Source organism: Glycomyces xiaoerkulensis, from assembly GCF_002798405.1.
Taxonomy (GTDB): Bacteria; Actinomycetota; Actinomycetes; order Mycobacteriales; family Micromonosporaceae; genus Glycomyces; species Glycomyces xiaoerkulensis.
The window spans coordinates 44,164-67,229 of the sequence record NZ_PGGV01000039.1 but is presented as its reverse complement, the minus strand read 5'-3'; the positions used below and the strand labels follow the sequence as shown (position 1 = coordinate 67,229).

Annotated in this window: 19 protein-coding genes and 2 rRNA genes; 13 read left to right on the top strand and 8 right to left on the bottom strand. The window is 68.6% G+C overall.

All coding sequences use genetic code 11. From position 1 onward, the window contains the following. Window positions 1–193: 193 nt before the first annotated feature. The 3 genes from CUT39_RS19905 to CUT39_RS19895 all read left to right on the top strand — a co-directional run bounded on the left by CUT39_RS19905 (window position 194) and on the right by CUT39_RS19895 (window position 4,147). Window positions 194–3,324: ribosomal RNA gene (locus tag CUT39_RS19905) — 23S ribosomal RNA — on the top strand. 159 nt (window positions 3,325–3,483) lie between these two features. After that, window positions 3,484–3,600, top strand: a 5S ribosomal RNA gene (gene rrf, locus CUT39_RS19900). Between the two features lie 199 nt (window positions 3,601–3,799). Next, the gene (locus CUT39_RS19895) at window positions 3,800–4,147 is read left to right on the top strand and encodes a hypothetical protein (RefSeq protein ID WP_157930854.1); all 348 of its coding nucleotides are present in this window, start codon (window positions 3,800–3,802) and stop codon (window positions 4,145–4,147) included. A gap of 164 nt (window positions 4,148–4,311) precedes the next feature. Here CUT39_RS19895 and CUT39_RS19890 read toward each other — a convergent pair whose 3' ends face one another. Beyond that, window positions 4,312–5,409, bottom strand: a complete 1,098-nt coding sequence (locus CUT39_RS19890; protein WP_157930853.1) for a hypothetical protein — start codon at window positions 5,407–5,409, stop codon at window positions 4,312–4,314. A gap of 361 nt (window positions 5,410–5,770) precedes the next feature. Between CUT39_RS19890 and CUT39_RS19885 the strand changes: the two genes are divergently transcribed. Both CUT39_RS19885 and CUT39_RS19880 read left to right on the top strand, forming a co-directional pair. Continuing rightward, window positions 5,771–7,309: a gamma-glutamyltransferase family protein gene (locus CUT39_RS19885; protein ID WP_198587302.1), complete on the top strand. Its 1,539-nt coding sequence runs from the start codon at window positions 5,771–5,773 to the stop codon at window positions 7,307–7,309. Between the two features lie 71 nt (window positions 7,310–7,380). Next, window positions 7,381–8,499, top strand: coding sequence for a DNA glycosylase AlkZ-like family protein (locus CUT39_RS19880; protein WP_157930852.1), 1,119 nt, complete (start codon window positions 7,381–7,383; stop codon window positions 8,497–8,499). A 60-nt stretch (window positions 8,500–8,559) separates the two neighbouring features. On the opposite strand, the gene CUT39_RS21550 is transcribed toward CUT39_RS19880, so the two are convergent. The 3 genes from CUT39_RS21550 to CUT39_RS19865 all read right to left on the bottom strand — a co-directional run bounded on the left by CUT39_RS21550 (window position 8,560) and on the right by CUT39_RS19865 (window position 12,016). Then, window positions 8,560–9,717 carry a S1 family peptidase gene (locus CUT39_RS21550; protein WP_100449206.1) on the bottom strand — a complete coding sequence of 386 codons (1,158 nt, stop codon included), beginning with the start codon at window positions 9,715–9,717 and terminating at the stop codon, window positions 8,560–8,562. A 314-nt stretch (window positions 9,718–10,031) separates the two neighbouring features. Further along, a complete protein-coding gene (locus tag CUT39_RS19870; RefSeq protein ID WP_100449205.1) occupies window positions 10,032–10,706 on the bottom strand; it encodes a response regulator in 675 nt (224 codons plus the stop codon). Continuing rightward, window positions 10,703–12,016 carry a sensor histidine kinase gene (locus CUT39_RS19865; protein WP_100449204.1) on the bottom strand — a complete coding sequence of 438 codons (1,314 nt, stop codon included), beginning with the start codon at window positions 12,014–12,016 and terminating at the stop codon, window positions 10,703–10,705. The genes CUT39_RS19870 and CUT39_RS19865 overlap by 4 nt, the downstream gene beginning before the upstream one ends. 144 nt (window positions 12,017–12,160) lie before the next feature. Between CUT39_RS19865 and CUT39_RS19860 the strand changes: the two genes are divergently transcribed. The 8 genes from CUT39_RS19860 to CUT39_RS19825 all read left to right on the top strand — a co-directional run bounded on the left by CUT39_RS19860 (window position 12,161) and on the right by CUT39_RS19825 (window position 17,947). Beyond that, window positions 12,161–12,865 carry a DUF998 domain-containing protein gene (locus CUT39_RS19860; protein WP_100449203.1) on the top strand — a complete coding sequence of 235 codons (705 nt, stop codon included), beginning with the start codon at window positions 12,161–12,163 and terminating at the stop codon, window positions 12,863–12,865. Further along, on the top strand, window positions 12,862–13,593 hold the full coding sequence (locus CUT39_RS19855) for a class I SAM-dependent methyltransferase (RefSeq protein WP_100449202.1): 732 nt from the start codon (window positions 12,862–12,864) through the stop codon (window positions 13,591–13,593). Before CUT39_RS19860 ends, CUT39_RS19855 begins: the two co-directional genes overlap by 4 nt. A gap of 16 nt (window positions 13,594–13,609) precedes the next feature. After that, complete coding sequence (locus CUT39_RS19850) at window positions 13,610–13,873, top strand: hypothetical protein (protein ID WP_100449201.1); 264 nt, start codon at window positions 13,610–13,612, stop codon at window positions 13,871–13,873. Between the two features lie 160 nt (window positions 13,874–14,033). Further along, entirely contained in the window at window positions 14,034–14,474 is a 441-nt protein-coding gene (locus CUT39_RS19845; protein ID WP_100449200.1) for a hypothetical protein, read from the top strand. A gap of 66 nt (window positions 14,475–14,540) precedes the next feature. Then, window positions 14,541–15,599 carry a hypothetical protein gene (locus tag CUT39_RS19840; RefSeq protein ID WP_100449199.1) on the top strand — a complete coding sequence of 353 codons (1,059 nt, stop codon included), beginning with the start codon at window positions 14,541–14,543 and terminating at the stop codon, window positions 15,597–15,599. After that, entirely contained in the window at window positions 15,599–16,312 is a 714-nt protein-coding gene (locus CUT39_RS19835; protein ID WP_100449198.1) for a hypothetical protein, read from the top strand. Before CUT39_RS19840 ends, CUT39_RS19835 begins: the two co-directional genes overlap by 1 nt. A gap of 229 nt (window positions 16,313–16,541) precedes the next feature. Next, on the top strand, window positions 16,542–17,345 hold the full coding sequence (locus tag CUT39_RS19830; RefSeq protein WP_100449197.1) for an SDR family NAD(P)-dependent oxidoreductase: 804 nt from the start codon (window positions 16,542–16,544) through the stop codon (window positions 17,343–17,345). A gap of 251 nt (window positions 17,346–17,596) precedes the next feature. Next, entirely contained in the window at window positions 17,597–17,947 is a 351-nt protein-coding gene (locus CUT39_RS19825) for an Rv3235 family protein (RefSeq protein ID WP_100449196.1), read from the top strand. Window positions 17,948–18,079: 132 nt separating this feature from the next. On the opposite strand, the gene CUT39_RS19820 is transcribed toward CUT39_RS19825, so the two are convergent. From CUT39_RS19820 to CUT39_RS19805, 4 genes are all read right to left on the bottom strand, one after another. Continuing rightward, window positions 18,080–19,294, bottom strand: coding sequence for an MFS transporter (locus CUT39_RS19820; RefSeq protein ID WP_100449195.1), 1,215 nt, complete (start codon window positions 19,292–19,294; stop codon window positions 18,080–18,082). Between the two features lie 41 nt (window positions 19,295–19,335). After that, window positions 19,336–20,670 (bottom strand): hypothetical protein, encoded by a 1,335-nt coding sequence (locus tag CUT39_RS19815; protein WP_100449194.1) that lies wholly within the window; start codon window positions 20,668–20,670, stop codon window positions 19,336–19,338. Continuing rightward, entirely contained in the window at window positions 20,667–21,176 is a 510-nt protein-coding gene (locus CUT39_RS19810) for a SigE family RNA polymerase sigma factor (RefSeq protein ID WP_100449193.1), read from the bottom strand. The genes CUT39_RS19815 and CUT39_RS19810 overlap by 4 nt, the downstream gene beginning before the upstream one ends. Window positions 21,177–21,288: 112 nt before the next feature. Continuing rightward, entirely contained in the window at window positions 21,289–22,731 is a 1,443-nt protein-coding gene (locus CUT39_RS19805; protein WP_100449192.1) for a protein kinase domain-containing protein, read from the bottom strand. Window positions 22,732–23,066: the final 335 nt, after the last annotated feature.

The window sequence follows — 23,066 nt, the reverse complement described above, 5'->3', positions numbered from 1 at the left end:
GTGTCGGGTGTGGTTGGTGTGTTGTTTGAGATTTGTATAGTGTGCGTGAGTGTCTTTGTTTCTGCCTTGACTGACAGGGCTGCGCTGCCGTGTGGGCTGTGGGTGGTTGATCTTCGGGTTGATGGTCTGCGGTTCGGTTGGGGCGCTGGTTCGTTTTCGGGCTGGTGTCCCTGGTGGTGTGGTTTGTGGTGTTGGTTAAGTTGTGTAGGGCGCATGGTGGATGCCTTGGTGCCGGATGGCCGATGAAGGACGTGTGAGGCCGCGTTAGTCCTGGGGGAGTTGTCAACTGTGCTGTGATCCCAGGGTTTCCGAATGGGGTAACCTGGCCGGGTTGGTGCCCGGTCGCCGCTTTCTGAATGTATAGGGGAGTCGGTGGTGTGGCGGGGAAGTGAAACATCTTAGTACCTGCTGTGGAGAAAACAAGAGTGATTCCGTGAGTAGTGGCGAGCGAAAGCGGAGGAGGCTAAACCGGGTTCGTGTGATAGCCGGCAGGTGTTGCGGGCTCGGGGTTGTGAGGCATGGGCGTTGTCCGCTGCCGCGGGCAGGTGTCTGGTGTGTTGGTTAGCTGAACGGTCTGGGAAGGCCGGCCGGAGTGGGTGAGAGTCCCGTAGGTGAAGGCTGATGTGCTGGGTGCGGCTTGTGTGCTCGAGTAGTGCGGGGTTCGTGGAGTCTCGTGTGAATCTGCCAGGACCGTCTGGTAAGCCTAAAGTGGTCCGGTGACCGATAGTGGAGAGTACCGTGAGGGAATGGTGAAAAGTACCCCGGGAGGGGAGTGAAAGAGTGCCTGAAACCATGTGCCTGTAAGCCGTCAGAGCCCGGTGTGGTGGATTCGTCTGCTGCGGGTGGGTGATGGCGTGCCTTTTGAAGAATGAGCCTGCGAGTCGTGATGTGCAGCGAGGTTAACCCGTGTGTGGGGGAGCCGGAGCGAAAGCGAGTCTGAAGAGGGCGTTGAGTTGTGTGTTGTGGACCCGAAGCGGGGTGATCTACCCATGTCCAGGGTGAAGCGGCTGTAAGAGGTCGTGGAGGCCCGAACCCACCTAGGTTGCAAACTGGGGGGATGAGGTGTGGGTAGGGGTGAAAGGCCAATCAAACTCCGTGATAGCTGGTTCTCCCCGAAATGCATTTAGGTGCAGCGTCGTGTGGTGCACCGGGGTGGTAGGGCGCTGGTTGGGTGATGGGCCGTGTCGGTTACTGAGCTCAGCTAAACTTCGAATGCTCTGGTGTTGAGTGCGGCAGTGAGTCCGCCGGTGAGAAGATCGGTGGTCGAGAGGGAAACAGCCCGGATTACCGGCTAAGGCCCCTAAGGGTGTGCTGAGTGGAAAAGGATGTGGGGTCGCGTTGACAGCCAGGAGGTTGGCTTAGAAGCAGCCATCCTTGAAAGAGTGCGTAATAGCTCACTGGTCGAGTGGTTTCGCGCCGATAATGTAGCGGGGCTGAAGTACACCGCCGAAGCCGTAGCAGCGCTGGGCAGGTTTTGCTTGTCCGGTGTTGGGTAGGGGAGCGTCGTGCCAGAGGTGAAGCCGAGCCGTGAGGTAGCCCTGTGGGGTGTGTTGGTGGATTTGGTGCGAGTGAGAATGCAGGCATGAGTAGCGTGACGGCTGTGAGAATCAGCTGCGCCGATTGACTAAGGGTTCCAGAGGACGGTTGTTCCGCTCTGGGTTAGTCGGGGCCTAAGGCGAGGCCGAGAGGCGTAGTCGATGGTGAACCGGTTGATATTCCGGTACCCGAGTGCCGCGATGGACGCGATAGCGGTTGTGCTAACCGGTCGGTTGCTGGTGCCGCTGCCATTTCGGTGGTGGTGGTGTTGGTTGCTGGTTGGGGTCCCTGCCGTGTGTAGTGTAGTGATGGGGTGACGCAGTGGGGTAGCCGTACCGTCTGGTGGATCAGGCGGGGTAAGGTGGTAGCCCGTCCTCTCAGGCAAATCCGGGGGGATGTGGGGTGAGCGCTGAGGCGTAGCCCGTCAGGGTGAATTCGGTGATCCCGTGCTGTCGAGAAAAGCCTCTAGCGAGTGGTGTCTCGGCCCGTACCCGAAACCGACACTGGTAGTCAGGTAGAGTATACTGAGGCGTTCGAGTGATGTGTGGTTAAGGAATTCGGCAAATTGCCTCCGTAACTTCGGGAGAAGGAGGGCCCTCGGTCGTGGCCGGAAGCCGGCGGAAGCGGTTGGGGGTTGCAGAGGCCAGGGAGAAGCGACTGTTTACTAAAAACACAGGTCCATGCGAAGCCGTGAGGTGAGGTATATGGACTGACGCCTGCCCGGTGCTGGAACGTTAAGAGGATCCATCAGCCCTTCGGGGTGTCGTGGTGAATTGAAGCGCCAGTAAACGGCGGTGGTAACTATAACCATCCTAAGGTAGCGAAATTCCTTGTCGGGTAAGTTCCGACCTGCACGAATGGCGTAACGACTTCTCCGCTGTCTCAACCACATGCTCGGCGAAATTGCAGTACGAGTAAAGATGCTCGTTTCGCGCGGCAGGACGGAAAGACCCCGGGACCTTTACTATAGCTTGGTATTGGTGCTTTGTCTGGTTTGTGTAGGATAGGCGGGAGCCGTGGAGTCCGCCACGCTAGTGGCGGCCGAGGCGTTGGTGAAATACCGCTCTGGTCAGGTGAGGCTTCTAACCTGCGGCCCTGGATCGGGTCGGGGGACAGTGCCTGGTGGGTAGTTTAACTGGGGCGGTTGCCTCCTAAATGGTAACGGAGGCGCCCAATGGTGCCCTCACGTCGGTTGGAAACCGGTGTTTGAGTGTAAGCGTAGAAGGGTGCTTGACTGTGAGACTGACGGGTCGAGCAGGTGCGAAAGCAGGGGCTAGTGATCCGGCACCGGTGTACGGATGCGGTGTCGCTCAACGGCTAAAAGGTACCCCGGGGATAACAGGCTGATCTTCCCCAAGAGTCCGTATCGACGGGATGGTTTGGCACCTCGATGTCGGCTCGTCGCATCCTGGGGCTGGAGTTGGTCCCAAGGGTTGGGCTGTTCGCCCATTAAAGCGGCACGCGAGCTGGGTTTAGAACGTCGTGAGACAGTTCGGTCCCTATCCGCCGCGCGCGTTGGAGATTTGGTGGAGGGCTGTCCCTAGTACGAGAGGACCGGGATGGACGAACCGCTGGTGTGCCAGTTGTCCCGCCAGGGGCATGGCTGGTTGGCTACGTTCGGGAGCGATAACCGCTGAAAGCATCTAAGCGGGAAGCGTGCTTCCAGATGAGATCTCCGTCAACGAACCGTTGGTGAGGCGCCCGGGAGATGACCGGGTTGATAGGCCCGACATGGAAGCGCCGCAAGGTGTGGAGTGGACGGGTACTAACCGCCGAGGACTTAACCCAACATGCAAGCAAACCCGCGAAAGGCGGGCCCTGCGCAGTCTCCGCTGGTGGGGACGGGGGCGCTCACGCACGCTATGCGATTCTGAGGCAACACACCGCCCGCCTCGGGCGGCCCCGCTGGGCGGGGCCGACCGGAGGGGGGCGGGGCTCACTGGTTTGTTTGGTGGTGAGAGCGGAAGTGGCACACCCGGTCCCATTCCGAACCCGGTCGTTACGGCTTCCAGCGCCGATGGTACTGCACTCGCGAGGGTGTGGGAGAGCAGGACACCGCCAAACAACACAACACGAAACAAGGAGGGCAGGACACCGTGTAGCGGTGCCCTGCCCCTTTTTTTGCACGCACCACAAAAACGGAACGCAGGTTTGTAAGAAAACAGACGATTGCCGTTCTAAGGTCGACATCGTCTCAAGAGTTGTGAAACTGTCTCCGTTGTCGCGGGTCGTCCCGCTTCGAGAACTCGAAATGGAGAACACCTTGAAACGCATCCTCTTGACACTCATCGCAAGCATCGCCCTGGTCGGAACTTCGACCATGATCGCCGGTACGGCCGGCGCCGCCCCCGCGGTGGAGTCGACGACTGCGGCCACCCAGACCTGCACGGCGGTTGCCATCGAGCACCGCGCGGTGTGGGCCGAGCCCGGAACCGCATCCGGGACCGCCGGAGCGGTGGTGGCCGGGGACTCCTACACGGCCGAGTGCGGACTCGTCAAGGGCGAGTCGTACTTCGCCTGCGGGTCGAGCACCGACCTGTGGGCGTACGTCAACCACTCGGGCTCCCGCTGGGGCTACGTGCCCAGCACCTGCCTATCCTGGGCGTCCTAGGCTCGGGATAGGAGCGCGGTAGCGGGATCCGGCAAGATAGACGGAGTGCTGTTCCACTCGGGACCCCAGAGTTGCAAAGGAAACGGCTCGCCGTTTATCTTGCCGCTTCTTCTCCTCGGCCTTGTTCGAGAAAGCAACGTCCGAAAGCCGCACCCGCAACCGACTTAGACGTAGGGGCCGTCGAGTGGTTCGCCGGCGTGCTGGCGGTACCAGAGGCCGCGGTAGCAGCGCCAGGGCTCGGGGCGCAGTTCGGTGGGGGCGAAGATCTGCTCGAGCAGGCTCCGCGCCTCGAGGAAGAAGTCCAGGCGCTCGTCCGGCGCGGCGACATGCTGCGAGTCGTCCACCGGGGTCTCGGCCGGGTGGATCGTCAGCGAAGGCCACAGCGTGGTCTGTTCGGCCAAGGGCAGCAGCCAGGCCCGCATCTCGTCCAGCGGTTCGCCGCCCACGGTGTAGGTGAACGAGGTCCGGTGGCCCGCCTCGCGCGCCGCCGCCAGGATCTCCGCCAGCCGTTCGCTCTGCCTGACTCCGGACCCCGACTGTTCGTCCTGGACTTCCGCGGTGTCTTCGTACGACTCCGTGGTCAGGAACACGAGCATGGGGCCGACCCGGTCGGCCAGTTCCGCGAAGGCCTCCCTGCTCCGCAGCGCCGGGGTCAGCACCCCGAGCGTGGTGCTCTCCGGCAGGCCCTCGGCGGTCATCGCCTCGCGGACCGCCTTCAGGTGGTCGACGACCAGCGCCTCGTCGTGGGCGTGGATGGCCGCTAGCATCACCTCGTCGAACCGGTGCGAGGTACCGTCGTCGTTCCGATCGGATGACAACGCCTGCAACAGGTCCCGGTAATGCTTCACCAGTTCCCCCTGGGCGGCGTCCTCCAGGAACTGGAGCGTCGCGGCCGTGCCCTCGGCGCGCAGATAACCGCGCACCTCGTCGCCGGGCTCGGCCTCGATGATCTCGGCCACCGGCGTCCCGTCGACGCACAGTTCGCTCAGTCCGTGCTGCGGAGACGAGGGGTCGACGTGCGCGCGAAGGCTGAAAGGGGAAGTCACACGGTCGGCCGGCAGCACCATCATGAACTCTTGGTCCTCGGAGTTGATGCGCAGCCGCATCCCCTCGGTGTCATTGCCGCGCAGGCCGTAGAGATTGAGCGCGATCAGCAGCAGTTCGCTCCACTGGAGGTCATGACGCACCGCCAATCGCCGCCAGCGGCGCACGGTCGACGAGATCGGGCCGGCAGTATCTGCAGGCTGAGTCGGCTCGTCCATCACCAGTTCCGATCCTTCTTCTCGTCCCCACCGCTGTCTTCCACCGTACAAGAGACTTTGCCGTACAGGTGGACACGGTCTGCTTCCATGCTAGGCGCTACCAGGCCCAAAAGCATGCGTCGTGATCGGCGGCACTCCGATTCCCACCGCCGTCGGAATACCGTTCCCGGCCCTCGGCACTTATCCTCGGCATCGAATGCATACACCCCTGATGACGTGGAGCCGCGCATGTGAATCGGTGTGGCGCATCGGCGTGTCTCAAAAAGTAGCGGACAAGTTCACTAGCCGCGCGGCAAGGTAGGCTTCGGTCCCGGAGGCCGCGCCCGACCGGCCCGGCCCGACCGCCGAGAAAGGAGCACCGTTGGTCAGTCAAGGCATGGTGTGCACGGTCGACCCGCGCGCCAGCGACATCGGACGTGCAGTGCTCGCATCCGGCGGCAACGCCGTCGACGCCGCCATCGCGTCCGGGGCGGCCCTGGCCGTGGTCGCTCCGCATCTGTGCGGGCTCGGCGGGGACCTGTTCGCGCTCGTCCACCGGCCCGGCGACCCGGCGCCGGCCGCCTTGAACGCCTCGGGCCGCGCCGGTTCCGGCGCCGACGCCGCGGCACTGCGCTCCGAAGGGCACCGGGAGATGCCGTTCCGCGACGACATCCGCTCCACTCCAGTGCCCGGGTGCGTCGACGGCTGGCTCGCTCTCCACGAGCGGTTCGCGACCAGACCGATCGACGAACTCCTCGGCCCCGCCGTCGAACTGGCCGATCGCGGCTGGCCCGCCACCGCCATGCTCGCCCGCGCCGGGAGCACCCTCGAAGGCGTCGCCGGCGCCGAAGACCTCGTCGGACTCCGGGCCGGCGATACCGTCACGCGTGCCCGGACCGCCGCCGCGCTGCGGGCGATCGCCGCCGACGGCCGCGACGGGTTCTACCTCGGCGACTTCGGCCGCGGCCTCATCGAGCTCGGCGAGGGCCTGTTCACCGAGGCCGACCTCGCCGACTCCCAAGCCGACTGGGCGCAGCCGCTGGGCGTCGACGCCCTCGGCCACCGCGTCTGGACCGCCGCCCCGAACTCCCAGGGCTACTTGCTGCCGCTGGCCCTGGCCATCGCCGGACACCTGGAGGTGCCCGACGACCCGGCCGACCCGCTGTGGGCGCACTACCTGATAGAGGCCTCCCGCCAGGCCGGGGCCGACCGACCCGAACGGCTCTACGACGGCGCCGACGTCTCCGACCTGTTCGACGCCGCCGCCGACCGGGCCGGACTGATAGACCCCGACCGGCGCGGCGAGGCCCCCGTCGGTCGCCGGCCGGGCGGCACCACCTACATGGCCGTGCTCGACGGCGAGGGCACGGCCGTGTCCTACATCCAGTCCAACGCCGCCGGGTTCGGCACCGGGCTGTTTGAACCGCACACCGGCATCGGTCTGCAGAACCGCGGCACGGGCTTCAACCTGACCCCCGGCCACCCGGCCGAGTTCGCGCCCGGCCGCCGACCGCCGCACACACTGGTGCCGGCGTTGGTCACCCGAGCCGACGGCACGCTGCGGCTGGTCGCCGGGACCATGGGCGGGGACTCCCAGCCGCAGATCCTCATCCAGTTGCTGCACCGGGTCCTGCGCACCGGGCAGCCGGTGGCGGCGGCCGTGGCCGCGCCGCGGTGGCGGCTGCACCCGGGCGAGACCGGCTTCGCCACCTGGACCGGCGCCCACGGCCTCGACGTCGAGATCGAAACCGAAGCGCCCCAGACCTGGAGCGCGGGACTGGCCGCGCGCGGGCACGCCGTCGCCCCGGCGGGTTCCGGTTTCGGGCACGCGCACCTGATCGAGGTCGACCCGGACGGCGCGGTGTCGGGCGCGGCCGACCCTCGCGCCGAGACCGGGACGGTCGCGGCCGCGCCGAACTGACCGGTCGGCGGATTGTCGGTCCCGGCCGCTACGGTCGGGCCGATCGCGTACGCCGAAGGGAAGAAGCAGCAGTGCCGGAGTCGATCAGCCTCGCCCAGGCCCGCCGGATCGCCGTGGCCGCTCAGTTGCGGCCCCGGGCCGCGCGCTACAAGACCGTGCTCGAGCGGCTCGGCTGCATCCAGCTCGACACCATTTCGGCGGTCCGCCGCGCCCACGAGCTGACGCTCCTGGCGCGCGGCCTCGACCTCGACGAGGTCACCGGCAGCCTCGACGAGCGGCGCACCGCCGTCGCCTTCGAAGGCTGGGGCCACGCGATGTCGCTGCTGCCGGTCTCGGCCTGGCCGTACCACTCGTTGCGGCGGTCCCGGTGGCGCGACCACTGGCGGGAGCACCCCGTCCCGGCGTCGGCGATCGCCGACGTCCGAAGCCTGGTCGCCGAGCACGGGTCGGTCACCGTCGGACACTTCCCCTCGGGGGCGATGCACCGCGGCGAAGGCCCGAGCAACATGGGCGACAGTTGGAATCTGCGCACCGACCACAAGCGGGCCGCCGAACTGCTGATGCTGACCGGAGAACTGGCCTGCACCCACCGCATCGGATTCAAACGCGTCTACCGGTCCGCCCGCCGGGCCGTGCCCGCCCGCCACTTCTGGGACGCCGATGAAGCCGAATGCCGCCGGTATCTGGTCGGCACCGCGCTGCGCAACCTCGGCGTCGCCACCACCAAGGACGTCGCCGACTACTTCCGCATCAAGGTCGCCACCGCCGAGGCGACCCTTCGCGAACTCGAGATCGAGCAGGTCGCGGTCGAAGGCTGGCGGAGCCGGGCCTGGGTCGACCCCGGCGTCCGGCGCCTGCGCACCCCCGGCACCGACCGGCCGGTCGCGGTGTCCATGTTCGACCAGTTGGTGTGGCTGCGCGAGAGGATGGCGCGGCTGTGGGGCCACGACTGGAAGATCGAGATCTACGTGCCGCGAGCGAAGCGGACCTTCGGCTACTACTGCCTGCCCATCGTGGTCGGCGACGATATCCCCGGTCGAGTGGCGCTGCGCCGCAACAACGGCGAATTGGTCGTGGAGGCCGCGCAGTGGGACGAGTCGCGCGCCGACCCCGAACACCTGAAGGCCGCGGTCGACCGCGTCGCGGACTGGGTGGACGCCAAGGCCCGCTGGGAGGCCCCGCGCGCGTGAGATCGCGGAGGGCCTCCCCTCTCGGGAAGGCCCTCCGCTACCGGGGGGAAACGGGGAACGTCAACTGGTGACCAGCGTCAGGTTCCAGGCGTTGAGCGCCGGGTTGATGGGCTGGAAGTAGGTCGTTCCGCCCCAACTGCAGTTGCCGGAGCCGCCCGAGGTCATGCCCTGGGCGCTGTTGCCGCTGATGAACGACCCGCCGGAGTCGCCGGGTTCGGCGCAGACACTGGTGCGGGTCAGGCCGTAGACGGAGCCCTGGGAGTAGCGCACCGTCTGGTTGAAGGCCTGGATGGTCCCGCAGTGCCATCCGGTCGTCGAACCGGAGCGGCAGACCGAGGAGCCGACCGCGGCGCGGTTCGAGTTGTACACATAGCGCGAACCCGAGTACATGTTCACGATGTTGTAGAGGGTCTCGCCGCTTCCGACTTCCACCCATGCGGCGTCGTTGCCGGGGAACACCGAGTTGCGGAAGGTGCCGGGCGCGGCCGAGCCTCCGGTGACCCGGGCGCCGGTGCTGCCGCAGTGGCCGGCGGTGAGGAAGCCGGGCGTGCTGCCCCGGCGGGCGGCGAAGCCGACCGAGCAGCGTCCCGAGTTGTTGATGTAGTAGGCGTCGCCGCCGCGGACGTAGTACGGCTCCGGCGCCTCGGTGGTGGTGTCGACGGTGACCATGTCGGCGTCGATTCCCGCGGCCTCTGCCAGGTCGGTCGCGGAGTCGGCGTCGGCGGCCTCGATGACGACGGTGTTGGCCGGGAGGTCGACGTAGTAGCCGTAGACGTCGTCGCCGGCGACCTTGTCGAGCACGTCGATCGCGGCCTCGAGGTCGGCCATGTCGTGGTCGACCACGACCGGGGTGGCGCCTTCGGCGGCCAGCTCGTCGGTGTCGGCCTTCGAGGTGGTGGCGACCATGATCTCGTCGGCGTCATCGGAGACCCACAGGCCGGCGTAGGTCTCGTCGAGCGATTCGGGGACCTGCTCGAGCAGGTCGGAGGCGACCGACTCGACCGCGAGGCGTTCGTAGACCTCGGATGCGGTGAGGTCGAAGGTCTCCGACATCTCGTTGACCATGCCGGCGCTGACGTTGCCGAGCAGGTCGGCGCGGGCCTCATCGGCCTTCAGCTCGAGCGGGTCGGCCGAGGCCGGCGCCGAGCCGAAGGTGAGGGCGGTTGCGGTTGCGATGGCGCTCGCGGCGGTGACCGCAAGCACGCGTTGGCGTTTCATCTCTCAATGCCTTTCGGGTGAGGGCATAAGACAGCTACCGGGGGGTAGTTGTCGCGGCAGTTGCTGGTGAGCAACGCCACACAGAGGAGATTAAAGCCAAAACGCTCAAAACAGAAGATGGCAATAATTCAGTTAATATGCCTCCAGTATTCATTTTGCTGTTGAAATACGAAGAGCCACGCCATTGCCGTGTTTTACGGTCATACTGCTGCAAACTGCTGCGGCCCGTGAGGCGGATGAGATCTGCTGCCTCGCGGGCCGGAACGGATAGGGTCGGCTTCCGGTCACAAACCGTTCCCCCGAGCACCCGCGCCTCAATCGCGGGGTTCCCCGGCGGTCACCAGGCCGGTCTCATAGGCGCAGATGACCGCCTGGGCCCGGTCGCGGAGGCCCAATTTGGCGAAGAGGTTGCCGACGTGCGTCTTCACCGTCTGCTCGGACACGAACAGATGCGAGGCGATCTCGCCGTTCGACAGACCGCGCGCGATTAGGCGCAGCACCTCCTCCTCGCGTGCCGTGAGCGCGTCGAGCTTCGAGGATCGGACCAGTTCGCCGCGCCGCGAGCCGAAGAACTCCTCGACCAGACGCCGCGTCACCGACGGCGCCAGGAGCGCGTCCCCGTCCGCGACCACCCGGACGGCGCCGGTCAGGTCGTCCGGCGGGGCGTCCTTGAGCAGAAACCCACTGGCACCCAGTCGCAGCGCCTCGTATACGTAGTCGTCGACATCGAACGTGGTGAGCATCAGAACCCGCGGGCGCCGCTCTTCGGGCGTCGACAGGATCCGGCGTGCGGCATCCAGTCCGTCCAACTTGGGCATGCGGACGTCCATGAGGACGACGTCGGGCCGCAAGCGCGAAGTCTCGGTGACGGCCTCGACTCCGTCCGCGGCGTCGCCCACCACCTCGATGTCCGCCTGCGCCGCAAGCAGCGCGGCGAATCCGGCACGCACCATCGCCTGGTCGTCGGCGATGAGAACCCGTATGGTCACGATGATCGCTCCTGTGGTGTCGGTCGGGCGTCGAACGGCAGCTCGGCCCGGACGCGGTATCCGCCGGCATCGGTGGCCCCGGTCTCGAGCGACCCGCCGAGCAGGGAGACGCGTTCGCGCATCCCCGCCAGGCCGAGCCCGACGCGCTGCGGCTCGGTCGCGCGCCCGCCCTCCGGCGGCGCGGCATTGACCACCGTAATCACCACCTTCGACCCGAGCCGGCCGACCTCCACTTCGGTCGCGGCCCCGGCGGCGTGGCGCACCACGTTGCTGAGCGCCTCCTGCACCACCCGGTACATCGTCAGCGAGACCGACTCCGGCAGATCCTCGGGCAGCTCGTCCACGGTCAGCGCGGCCGGCGTCCCGGCCCGGTCGACGGCCTCGACCAGGCTGTCGAGCTCTTCGGGTCCGGGCACCGGCTCGCGCGGCCCCGATTGGTCGTCGCCGCGGAGCACCGCCAGCAGTCGACGCATCTCGCTCAGCGACTCCCGGGCCTGCTCGCTGATCGACCGGAACTCTCCGCGGGCGTCCTCGTCGAGACCCTCGACCCGGTACTCGGCCGTCTGCGCCTGCACGGTGATGACCGACATGTGGTGGGCGACGATGTCGTGCAGCTCCCGGGCGATCCGGGCCCGTTCTTCCAGGAGCCGCCGCCGCGTGCGTTCGGCCTCGGCGACCTGCTCCTCCTCGGCGACGCGGGCCCGCCCCTGCCGCCAGATCCGCACCGACAGGCCGACCACCAGGAACAGAGCCCCGTAGGTGCCGGTGATGGTGAGGTTCTCGTTGACCGTGTCGACCGGGGCGGCCGCTCCGGCGGTGACCGGATCGAGGAACCCGTTCACGGTCGCCCAGGACACCCACGCTCCGGCCGCCAGCGTGCCGAGCCACACGGCCACCGCCACCCCGAGCCGCCGTTCGCGGGCGACCGCGAACTGCACCACCATCAGGCAGAACATCAACGGCACCGTCGCCGGCCATGGATCGGAGCCGATCGTGTCAGCCCCCACCGCGACCATCGCGTAGGAGGCCATCGCCAGCAGCCAGGCGGCGAACGGCCGGAACCGCGCAAGGACGATCGCCGCGCTGGTCAGGACCGCGACCACGATGCCCCAGCGCATGGAGTACTCGGTGTGCAGGATCTCGCTGTGGGGGCCGAGCAGGACCAGCGCCAGCGGCACCGAGCCGGGGCCGACGAACGCGAGCACTGTGGACAGCCTCCAGCGCCACGAGTCGTCGCCGACCGCGCCGGTGCCGATCAGATAGCTGAGGAACCACCGCGCACTGCGGCGCGGACCGTCGTCGGATCGCACCGCTCCAACCTAAGCCGATCCCGACCGCGCACTCATCACCCGCCGGTGCCGTTTCGCGCGTGCCGCCTCACCCCGTGGCATGAGGGCCGATCTCGCGCCGCGGAGCGAGGCCGACCGGGCCCGATCGGCCATAGCGTTCGCCGCATGAATCGAGCACTGCTGAGAACGAGCGCGGCCGGGGTCGCGGTCGGCGCGCTGAGCTTCGCGATCATGCACCTGACCCAGTCGGCCCAGGTCGATCCGGTGCGGTCTCCGGTCTCCAGCTACGCGCTGGCCTTCCCCGGGGCCGTCCTGTTCCCGACCGGCGTGCTGGGGCTGGCGCTGGCCTGCGCGATCCTGGCCGGTCGCGGGGTGGGCCTGCCCAGTGACCGCTCGATCCGAATCCTGCTGGGCGTCACGGTCGTGATGCTGGTGGGTGCGGCTGTCTTCCGGACCGGAACCGCCGAGTCGGGCTTGACCGTAGGCGCTCAGATCCACCGCTACACCGCCGGCGCGGCGTTCGTGATGCTCACGGTCGTGGCGGGGCTCGCGGCCTTGCGGATGCGAGAGGCCGCGGCACCGCCCGGAGTTCGCCGGGCCACGCTCGGAGCGGCCCTCATCTCGGCGTCGATGTTCGCGGTCACCACGGTCAACACGTTCCTGCCTGACCTGGCCGACGGGGGCCAGTGGCGGGGGATTCCGCAGCGGGTGCTGCTGATGGCGCTGTCGGTCCTGGTCTGGACGCTCATCGTCAATTCGAGTCGCCGGGCCGAGCCGGTTCCGGTCCCCTGGTCCCGCGTGGTGAGCCGCGAACTGGTTCCGGCGACCGATGCCGTACCGGCCGGAGTCTTCGTAGCGTCGGAGTCATGAACAAGCCGATGCGCGACTTCGAGCGACTGTCGACCGCGATCGATGCGATCGCGGTCCACGTCCAGCGCTACGAGCGGTACGCATCGGAGCTGGCGCGGGCCCGTGCCGAGCTGGCCGCCATGCGTCGCGACCGCCCGGGCCTGCGGGCGGCGCTGGACGACATGGAGGCGGAGCTGTCGTACCTGCGGGTGCGGGCGGCGCGGCCGGGCACGGTCGTCCAGATCGGTTGCGACGGTGGATGGTCGGCCGCTTGGCTGCTGCTGGCGTTGCGCGACAACGCCCACGGGCGCCTGTGCACGTTCAGCCCGGCCGGAGAGCCGGCCCGGGCCGTACCCGCCGAGTTGGCGGCGGAGCGCTGGGAGTTCACGGCCGGCGACGTCCGGAAGCGGGCCGAGGCGCTGCCGGCCGAGATCGGCTACCTGTTCGTCGACGGGCCCCATTCGGCCCGATTCGCCCGGTGGTACCTGGCGAACCTGGTCGCGCCTCTGGCTCCCGGTACCCCGGTGAGCGTGCACGACGTCTTCCACCACCGACGCCTGCTCCCGTTCGGGGAGGCCGCGGTGCTCCTCGGGTGGCTGCACCGCCACCGGATCGACTACTTCACGGCCGCCCCGGCGCGGCAGCCGGTGGTCCACCGCCAGTTGGGCCGTGTCCGAATGGCGATGGGGTTCTATGAGGACCTCCGCCGCTCGCAGCGCAACCCGATGGTGTTCTTCCAGGCCCCCTGAGCTTGAGTTCTGAGTTGTGTGGGCGGTATGGGCGCGAAGGCCGCTGGTCGCCTTCGAGATCGCGGTCGTCGTCTCGGGCGTCGCGATCCGGCTGGCCGCAGCCGCCGTGTCAGGTGACCCCGAGCTGACCGGAGTGGTCATCACCCAGCTCGGGTCCGGGCTTCTTGACCACTGCGGCCCGATCGGACCGGTCCGCACCCGCGAGATGGAGCAGTGGTGCGACCGGACGCGGAACGACGCTTCTCCGAGCGACGGCAGCCCCGCCGAGGAGGTCCGGTAGGGACCCGATGCGACCGCGAACGGCGTCGGCCAGTGGTGGAGCGCGTATTGCACGATCGTGTCATGATCGACGAGCGTCGCGCGCGACCTCGTGTGCCACCCCGGACGGAGCGCCCGACAAGCGACGAGTACCGACACGAGTGACCCCAGTTGGAGACCGGTTGGGCGACAGGATCAGATACGACCCGCAACTCATCGACGAAGTCGGACGTACCGCCTGCCCCGACATCGCGAACTTCTACGACGACATCACGTCGCAGGCCGCCGACGCCGGACGCGGCCGAAGCGGGGCGTTCGGTGACCACGACTTGGCCGGGACCTGGAACGACATGTTCAACCTGTTCTACGAGATCGTCCACGAGACCGGCCAGAATGTCCGCACCCTCGGACCGACGCTCATCGAGATCGCGCAGGACCAGGAGATCCTCGAGGGCGAGCTCGTCCAGTCCTTCGGCGACATGGAGTCGGAGATCGAGGACAACGGCTACGACTCCTCGCCCTCGGAGAACTACGAGGACGCGCCGGCGGCCCCTCCTGACCCGGACGAGAAGGATGAGAACCCGTACGCGGATCATCTCAACGGCGGGTACGGCCCCTACTAACGGCCGACGAGGCACGTTGAAGCGCAATGACCAGCGGCACTGCGACGCGATCTACCGGGAGGCGTCTTGAGCTACTACGAAGGCATCGACTTCGGCTCGCTGCCGAATACCTACGGCGACATCAGGGACAAGATCAGCGAACTCCACCCGGCCTTCCTGGAGATGTACCAACGGGAACACGCTTTGTCGGCGTGGCCGGACTATGAGTTCATCATCAAGCTCTCACTTGACGAGGCGGCCGACAGGTCCCGACGCAACAATCAGTCGATCCTGGGCAACACCAACACCCAGGACCTGCAGAATCCGCACCGGCCTCCCCACATACTCCCCTTCCGCGTCCCCAAGGACGCCACCGAGGCCGACGAGGCCGCCATCGACCAGGCGGCGAGCGCGGACACGGAGACGGCGCTCGAGGAGATCCGCAGCGCCTTCTTCGAGGTGCTCGACGACGGTTCGCTCGCGCAGATCGACGGGCTGCTCCGGCAGGCGGCGCCCATGGCCGAGACAATCGACTCGCTCATCGAGACCCACCAGGACGGAGGGTTCAAGCAGATCCGCGAGCTGTTCGAAGCCTGGGAGGGTTCCGACGCCGACGAAGGCATGGAGAAGTACGGCAACCGCCTCCGGCCCGCGGCCGGCTTCCACCGGCTGATCGCCGCCGGACTTCTGTCCGGAGGCGCCGCCGAATGCGCCGCCAAGCTTACCGCTCAGCTGCAGTTGGGCGAGGCGCTCGACAAGGTCCACGACCAGATCGACGAGTTGAAGTCCGGCAGCAACCCCAGTCTCAAGATCTCGGCTCGGACCGTCTTCAGTCATGTCCCCTTCTCGGGGGTCCTCATCAGCCTGGGGGACGGCATATCCGAAACTATCGGCAAGGACGACTCGTCGGTCAGCGACTGGGTGAACGGCTTCTTCGACGCTCTGGAATTCGACTACGAGATGGGGCTGGAGTCGCAGAACGCGTCGAAGCTGAAGAGCGAGCTGCTGGCGACCGCGGAGGCGGCCAAGGAGCAATTGCGCTCGGCCAGGGACGACGCAAAGAACAGCTTCGCGATCGACTACGGCACCTGGGAGGGCTTTTACAATTCCGACCCCCAAGTCCTCATCCCCGGGGAGAAGGACTGATGGCCCGTTCCGCTCTCCGGTCCGCCCCGCCGCTGGCGGCGGCCGTCCTCCTGGTGGCGGCGATCGGCTGCACCGGCGGCGGCGAAGAGGACCCGCCCCCCACCGAATCCCCGGCGACTGAGACTGACGCCGAGCTCGACTACTACACCATTCCCACCGATCCTTGCTCGGTGGCGGACCTGACGGGTCTCGAGACGATGCTCGGGCCGACCGAGTCGACCGGACCGGACTACGGCGACGAGGAAGAGGAGTCGATCTCGGTCTCGGGAGACACCTATTGCGATGTCCGATATCACGACGGTACCAACGAGACCTGGGTGTACCTCTCGATCGAGCTGCTGCGGGAACCGGCCGGGGAGGCCGCCGGGCAGGACCCGAACCACGACTTCGGTCACTGGTGGTCCTACACATCGGACGACGCCGACGAGAATCTCGAGTCCGTGCCCGATCCGGTGGCGATCCCGGTCGAGACTGCATGGGAGTCGTCGCAGGTGTTGCATTTCATTGAAGTCAGCGATGATCGATTGACATGGGACCCGGAGGGCAGTGGGCTCGCCCTCATCGGCACCTTCACTGAAAGCAACGTGGCCGTGAAGATCGCGCTTACCAGGGAAGGCTTCGACGAGCCTGAGACGCCGGAGCCCGACGAAGCCGCCGAGGCGATGGTCGACCTCGCCGAGCAGATCCGCCCGAGCCTGGGACCGGTGCCGTAAGCGAGCTTCAAGGCGTTGAAGCGGCGAGCGGTCGCCACGGCCTCCACCAACCGTTCGCTCCGAGTTTGAGCACTGAGCACCGTGCGCCAGTCCGAGCGGTTCTCGTCCGGTCGGCAGGGCAGCGAGGCGAAGACCGCCCACCGGAGTGAACCGGCCCGGACCTGGGCCTGAGACCGCCGTCATTCGGCAACCGGCCGCGCGAAGCCGCCGAAAGTCATACATTCAAGGCGTGGAGCCAGCAGACAGGGTCTTCGTCGTCACCGGGGGCGGGAACGGCATCGGCCGGGAGGTCGTGCTCGGCCTGCTCCGCCGCGGCGCGCGCGTCGCCGCCGTCGACCTCAGCGAAGAGGGCCTCGCCTCGACCGTCGGACTCGCCGCCGCCGACGACCGGCTGACCACCCACAAGCTGAACGTCGCCGACCGCGATGCGGTCGGGCGGCTCCCGGCCGAGGTCGAAGGGACCTTCGGCCGGATCGACGGGCTGCTCAACGTCGCCGGCATCGTGCACCGCTTCGCCCGCGTCAACGACCTGGACTTCGAAGAGATCGAACGGGTCATGGCGGTCAATTTCTGGGGCGTGGTCAACACGGTCAAGGCGTTCCTGCCGATCCTGCTCGAGCGCCCCGAGGCGAGCCTGGTGAACGTCTCCAGCATGGGCGCGCTCGCCCCGGTGCCCGGGCAGAGCGCCTACGGCGCCAGCAAGGCCGCGGTCAGGCTGCTCACCGAGGGCCTCTACGCCGAGTTGCGGGAGACCCGCGTGGCCGTGAGCGTGGTCTTCCCCGGAGGTGTCGGCACCGACATCCTCACCCACTCCGGAGTCGAGATGGACCGCGGCAAGGGCTCGTCCGGCGCCGCCCGCAAACTCACCGCCGCCGACGAGGCCGCCGCTCAAATCCTCGATGCGGTCGAGAAGGGCAGCTTCCGTGTCCGCATCGGGGGCGACGCCCGCCTGCTCGACCGCCTCGCCCGATTCATGCCGCAGCGCGCGACCGTCATGATCGCCGACAAGATGAAATCGCTGCTCGAATCCTGAGGCGCCGACGCCGGTGGCGACACACGGGGCCGATTCGCCGATTTTTGTAGGGTTCGGCATCCGGTGCCGGTTTACCCCCGCGGCTGTGTCGCTTACGTCGACCGATCCGAGTTCCCGTCACAGTACAGGGTCCACAGTCATCGCATCGGGTGAACGGATCGATCACCAAGGGTGCGTTTGACTTCACCGATGGTGATGTCTAGATTCCTTCCTCAATGGAAAAAGCCCACCATTTTTCTGGAGGAACGATAGTGCGCCGCAACGATGCCGTGCCCCAGTCCGACCGACTCTCGCCGCGCCAGGCGGTCAACGTCTCCTGCTACTTCCTCAATGTCCTCACCGGACGCAAGCCCGCCGCGGGGGCGAAGCAGCTCGCCACCGCGCACGGCTGGGTGGCATTCGCGCGGGTACGACGACGAGTACCCTCGCGGTTCCGGCGGGTCCGCGTGCGGCGCATCGCCTGCCCGGGTCCCGACATCGCCGAGATCGTGGCGATGGTGGAGGACGGCCGCACCCACCGGGCCATGACCTTCACCTTCCGCGCCACCGTCGAGGGCTGGCGGCTCGACGACTGCGACCTTCTGGACGGAAGCCGGCGGTAGCGGCCGCTCGGGGAGCGGTCCTCGGCACGGAGATCCTGCCGAGCGCCGCTCCCGGCGACCGTCAGTGGTCGCGGGCCGGGATCGGAAACTGCTCTGGCCCGGCAGGAACGACGCCGCCACGAGGACGCCCGCTCAGCCGACCGGGGCTCGCTCCCGCGGCGGCTTCGGGGAGTACCGCGGCACCCACTTGGCGAGCCATCCGGCGCCGAGCCACGAGACGGCGCCCAGCGCCACCGCCGCCGCACTGAGCGGGAATGCCAGGGTGACCAGGCTGATGATCCCCGGACCGGCGACGTTGCCCAGGTCGGCGCACAGCCGCCAGCCGCCGAGGAACTGGCGGCGGTCCTCGGACGGAGCGACGTCGGCGCCGAGCGTGAGCACGATGCCGGCAGAGATGCCGTTGCCCAGCCCCATCAGGCAGGCGACCAGCCCGATCGTCGCCACCGAGGCGGTCAGCGGCAGGATCAGGAAGCCGGTGCCGAGCACCACCATGGCCGGCAGCGCGACCCAGAGCCGGCCGAAGCGGTCCATGATCGCGCCGCCCGGATAGAACAGGAGCATGTCCACCGCCGCCGCGGCCCCGAAGATGAGGCTGGTGGTGGTGGCGTCGTGCCCCTGGGACTCGGCCCAGAGCGGCACGATGCTCTGCCGGGTGGCGCGGGCGACCGAGATCAGCAGGATCCCCACCCCCACCGTCGCCAGTGCCCTGCGGTGGGCCACCAGTACCGACCAGGTGCCGCGCCGGGGCGCCGCGGGCGCGGCGCGGCCGTCGGCGGGCAGCCTCGGCAGGGTGAGGCCGAGCAGCCCTCCGGCGAGGCTCATCGACCCGGCGAACGCGTAGGCCGCCCCGAGCGCGAACTGGTCGACCAGGAACGCGCCGGCGAACGGCCCGATGAACAGGCCGATGCGGAAGGTCCCGCCGAGCGTCGACAGGGCCCGGGCGCGGTAGTGGGTCGCGACCGCCTCGGCCAGGTAGGCGTGCCGGGCCAGCCCGAACACCGCCGTCGCCAGGCCCCAGACGAACACCGCCGCCGAGAACACGGCGAGCGAGCCGGTCACGGCGCCGACGAAGAGCGCCGCGGCGTCGACCAGGCACGCGGCGAACAGGATCCGCTTCTCCCCGAACCGCTGGGCCAGCGCTCCGGCGGGCAGGTCCCCGGCCAACTGGCCGAATCCCAGGAGCGCGGCCACGACCGCGGCTTGCGGGACCGTGGCGCCCAGGTCCAGTGCCGACAGCGCGATCAGCGGCACGATCGCGCCGGTGCCGATCGAGATCAGCGTGGTGGGGCCGTAGACCGGGACGAGCAGCGAACGCCAGTGGATCGGTGCGGAGGGCTCGGCGGTCACGGCGCGAACCTACCAAGCGCTGAGCCCTACTTGCCGACCGGTCAGCGGATCTGGTGGACGATCTCATCCAGCGCCTCGAAGCCGACCGGAGGGTCGGCGGTGCCGCCGACGACGCCGGCGCCGATGGCCCAGCCGTCGGCGGCCCGGTGCTCGATCGAGGTCAGCTCCGTCTGACCGCCGCCGTAGGTGCGGTGGGTCAGGGCGGTGGATCCGTCTAGCTCGGTGAACTCGCAGTCCGCGGCGAGGGTGCACCGCGCGTAGTGCTCAGCGGCGGTCCGGGTGGCCCCGCCGTCGCCGGGAGCCTCGATCGGGGTCTTCTGGAGGAAGAACGTCACCGCCTCGCCGCCGACGTCCACCTCCAGGTAGGCGAGCTCCGTGCCGTCGTTGCCGTAGTGGTCGTCGGCGGCCGGGGCGAACCCGGTCGGCTCCCCCTCCGCGATCTCGGCTTCGGGAACCGTCGCGACCACGGCTTGGGTGAACGCTTCGATCAGTTCGCCGTCTTCGGGGATGAGGTACCCCTCGTCGTGCTCCCGCGTCGGCGACTCCTCGCCGCCCGCGATGGCGGCGGCGATCCCGGCGAGCTCTTCGTGCGTGACCTCGAGGGGCTCGAGGCCGTATTCGCCGCCGCCCGTTTCGACCCGGACGACCGTGCCGTCCGCGAGGCCGAGCAGGACGCCGCTGAAGGGGATCGGGTCGCCTTCGGGATTCTCGTCCTCGTCGACCACGACCCGGCGGTCTCCTTCGGTCTCGAGCAGGGCGCCGGCCTCGGAGCCGTGGTTCCAGGTGCAGTCGGCGGCCTCGCCGCACTCGGCGATCTGCTCCATCCGTTCCTCGAGCGGCCCCTCGACCGGGTCCCGGACCTCCACTGTGAGGTCCGCGTCGCCGCCGGAGTCGGGGAAGACGGCGATCTCGTGGTACCGGTAGCCGCCGAAGTCCGGGTCGTAGTGGAAGCCGTCGTAGTCGGTCTGGCCTTCGACGCAGAGCGCGCCGAGGCTGCCGCCGATCTCGGTGACGGCCTCGTCCAGGGCCGCCTCGTACATCGCCGAGGTCTCGAGCTGCTCGGAGGTCATCTCCTCGGTCGGCCCGGGGCACGGCTCGTACGGGAGCTCCTCGCCGTCCTCGGTGGTCTCCGCGGGGGGTTCGGGCCCGGCCTGGCCGACCGGCGGCCGGTCTTCGCCGGAGAGGACCACCGGGGCGGCGAGGACCATTGCGGCGGCGGCGAGCACCGCCAGTCCGCTCGAGCCGGCGATGGCGGTTCGCCGCCGCCGGACCGATCGGCGGCCGGCGGCGACGATGGCGTCGGTTCCGGCCCGGTGCACGGGTTCGGGATCGGCCAGCGCTGACGTGAAGAGTCTACGGATTTCGTCGGGGTTCACGATGGGGCTCCTTGGCCGGTGAAATCGGCGTTCTCGTACAGGGCTCGCAGCGTCTGCAGCCCCCGCGCGGTCTGACTCTTGACGGTCCCGACCGAGCAGCGCAGTATCCGCGCGCTCTCCTCGACCGACAGGTCCTCCCAGAATCGGAGCACCAGGGTCGCCCGCTGCCTGGGCGGCAACCGGGCGAGGGCGGCGACGGCGGTCAGGCGGTCGTCGTGGGTGTGCTCACCGGCCGTCGGGCCGGGCGGTTCGGCGAACGAGCGCTCGCGCCGGAACCATCCCCGGCGCGACTCGTCGATCAGCGAGTTGGCGATGATCCTGCGGGTGTAGGCTTCGGCGCTGTCCCGGCGCGTCCGGGTCCATGCCGAGTACAGCTTGACCAGCGAAGTCTGCACGGCGTCTTCGGCGCGGTGCCAGTCGCCGCACATCAGGAACGCCGTGCGCAGGAGAGCGCCGCGGCGGGCTTCTACGTATTCGCAGAACTCGACTTCTTGCTCGGGGGTCATTGGGGCCTTCCGTCGCGTCTCCGTCCCCCGTTACTACGGAGCCGGACCGCCGCCGGGTTGCACGGCGGAAGGACGGTCCTCGGAGGGAGGGCGTCAGTCGACGCGCCTCGCCTCAGGGGCAGTCCTTCAGCCCGAAGTAGGAGATGGTGACCTTGCGGTCGTATTCGACCCATTCGCCGCCGTCGGGGTTCTGGGAGACGATGTTGCACCCGCCGGTCCGGGCGCCCGGTTCGGGCAGGAGCGTCGGCGCGACGGCCACCCGGGTGTAGCCCAGCGAGGTCAGGTGCTGCTCGGCGTCGTCCGCCTCCATGCCGATGACGTCGGGGAGCTCCGCGCCGGTCGCCGGCGGGGCCGCGGTCGGCTCGTCGGGCTCGGGCGCCGGTTCCACCGGGGCGACCTCGGTCGAGTCCGCGGCCGGTTCGAGCGTCTGGTCGGCACCGGGCGGGTCGGTCGCCTCGTCCACCGGCGAGGGCTCGATCCCGGCTCCGCCGGGGACGACACTGCTGGAGACGAAATCGGAGGCGGGGGCGGGGTGCTCCAGCGACTCGTCCGAGCCGACCGCCGTGCCCACCCAGGGGCGCCACACCACCGCCACCAGGACCGCGATGAGCACCGGGACCAACCCGGCCAGGAGCAGGGACTTCCGGCCGCGCCGCCGCTCCCGGCCGCCGAGCTCCTCGGTCGCGGCCGGCGGCGTCGGCCGGGTCTCGCCGGTCCGCTGCGCCGGGACGGCGACCGGCTCGACCGCGGCCCGGCAGGCCGCGGCCAGCTCGGAGCCGGTCGGCCACCGCTCCTTCGGGTTCTTCTTCAGGCAGCGCGCGACCACCTCGCCCACGCGGCCCGGGATCTCGGGCGGCAGCGACGGCGGCTCCTCGTAGAGATGCATGTGGACGGTATCCAGAGGATCGTCCGAGGCGAAGGGCGGCCGGCCGGACAGGCACTCGTAGGCGACCGCGCCGAGCGAGTAGAAGTCGGCGAAGCGGCACACCTTCCGGCCGTTGAGCTGCTCCGGTGACACGTAGGACGGGGTCCCCAGGATGCCGTTGGGCGAGGTCAGCCGGGACCGGTTCTCGTCGAGCGATATCCCGAAGTCGACCAGCCTCGGCGAGCCGTCGGGCTCGATCAGCAGGTTGCCCGGCTTGATGTCCCGGTGCACCACCCCGCGCTCGTGGGCGGCGTCGAGCGCCTCGGCGACGGCGGCGACGTACCGCATGGCCTCCTCGGGCGCGAGCCGGCCGTGCTCCTCGAGCAGTCCGGTCAGCGTGCGGCCCTCGATCAGCTCCATGACGATGTACCGCACCGGGCGTCCGCCCTCGACGGTCTCGCCGTAGTCGTAGACGTCCACCAGGCCGGGCCCCTTCAACCCGGCCAGGATCCGCGCCTCCCTCGCGAAACGGTGGCTCGAATCCCGGTCGGCAAGGGCCGCATGGAGGATCTTCACCGCCACGGTGCGCTCGAGGTAGGAATCGAAGGCGCGCCACACCGCGCCCATGCCGCCCGAGGCGATCATGGCGTCGAGCCGGTACCGCTCGGCGACGAGCGTTCCAGTATCCACACGGTCTCCCTGGGGGCGTTTCGGGGAACGAGAACCGCGAGCATGGGTCACTGCTCGCGCAAGAGGCGTCTCTCAGCGTACATACGCGCCGCCGCACCGGGCCCACCGCAGACCACCCGGGGCGACCGGCGACCACCGCAGCGATGAACCGTTGCGCCCCTGGGCAGCCGCCTCCGCAGGAGGTGGGAGCGCGGCGCGGGAGCGCTCGCAGGACCACCGCCGCGGGCCACCGGACTTCACCCGGAGGGAGTAGAGGGGCGGGCGGTGCCTTTCGGGTGAGAATCGGCGGCGACCCCCATCGGTGGGCAGGTCGTCACAGTGCGCTCCGACTGGGA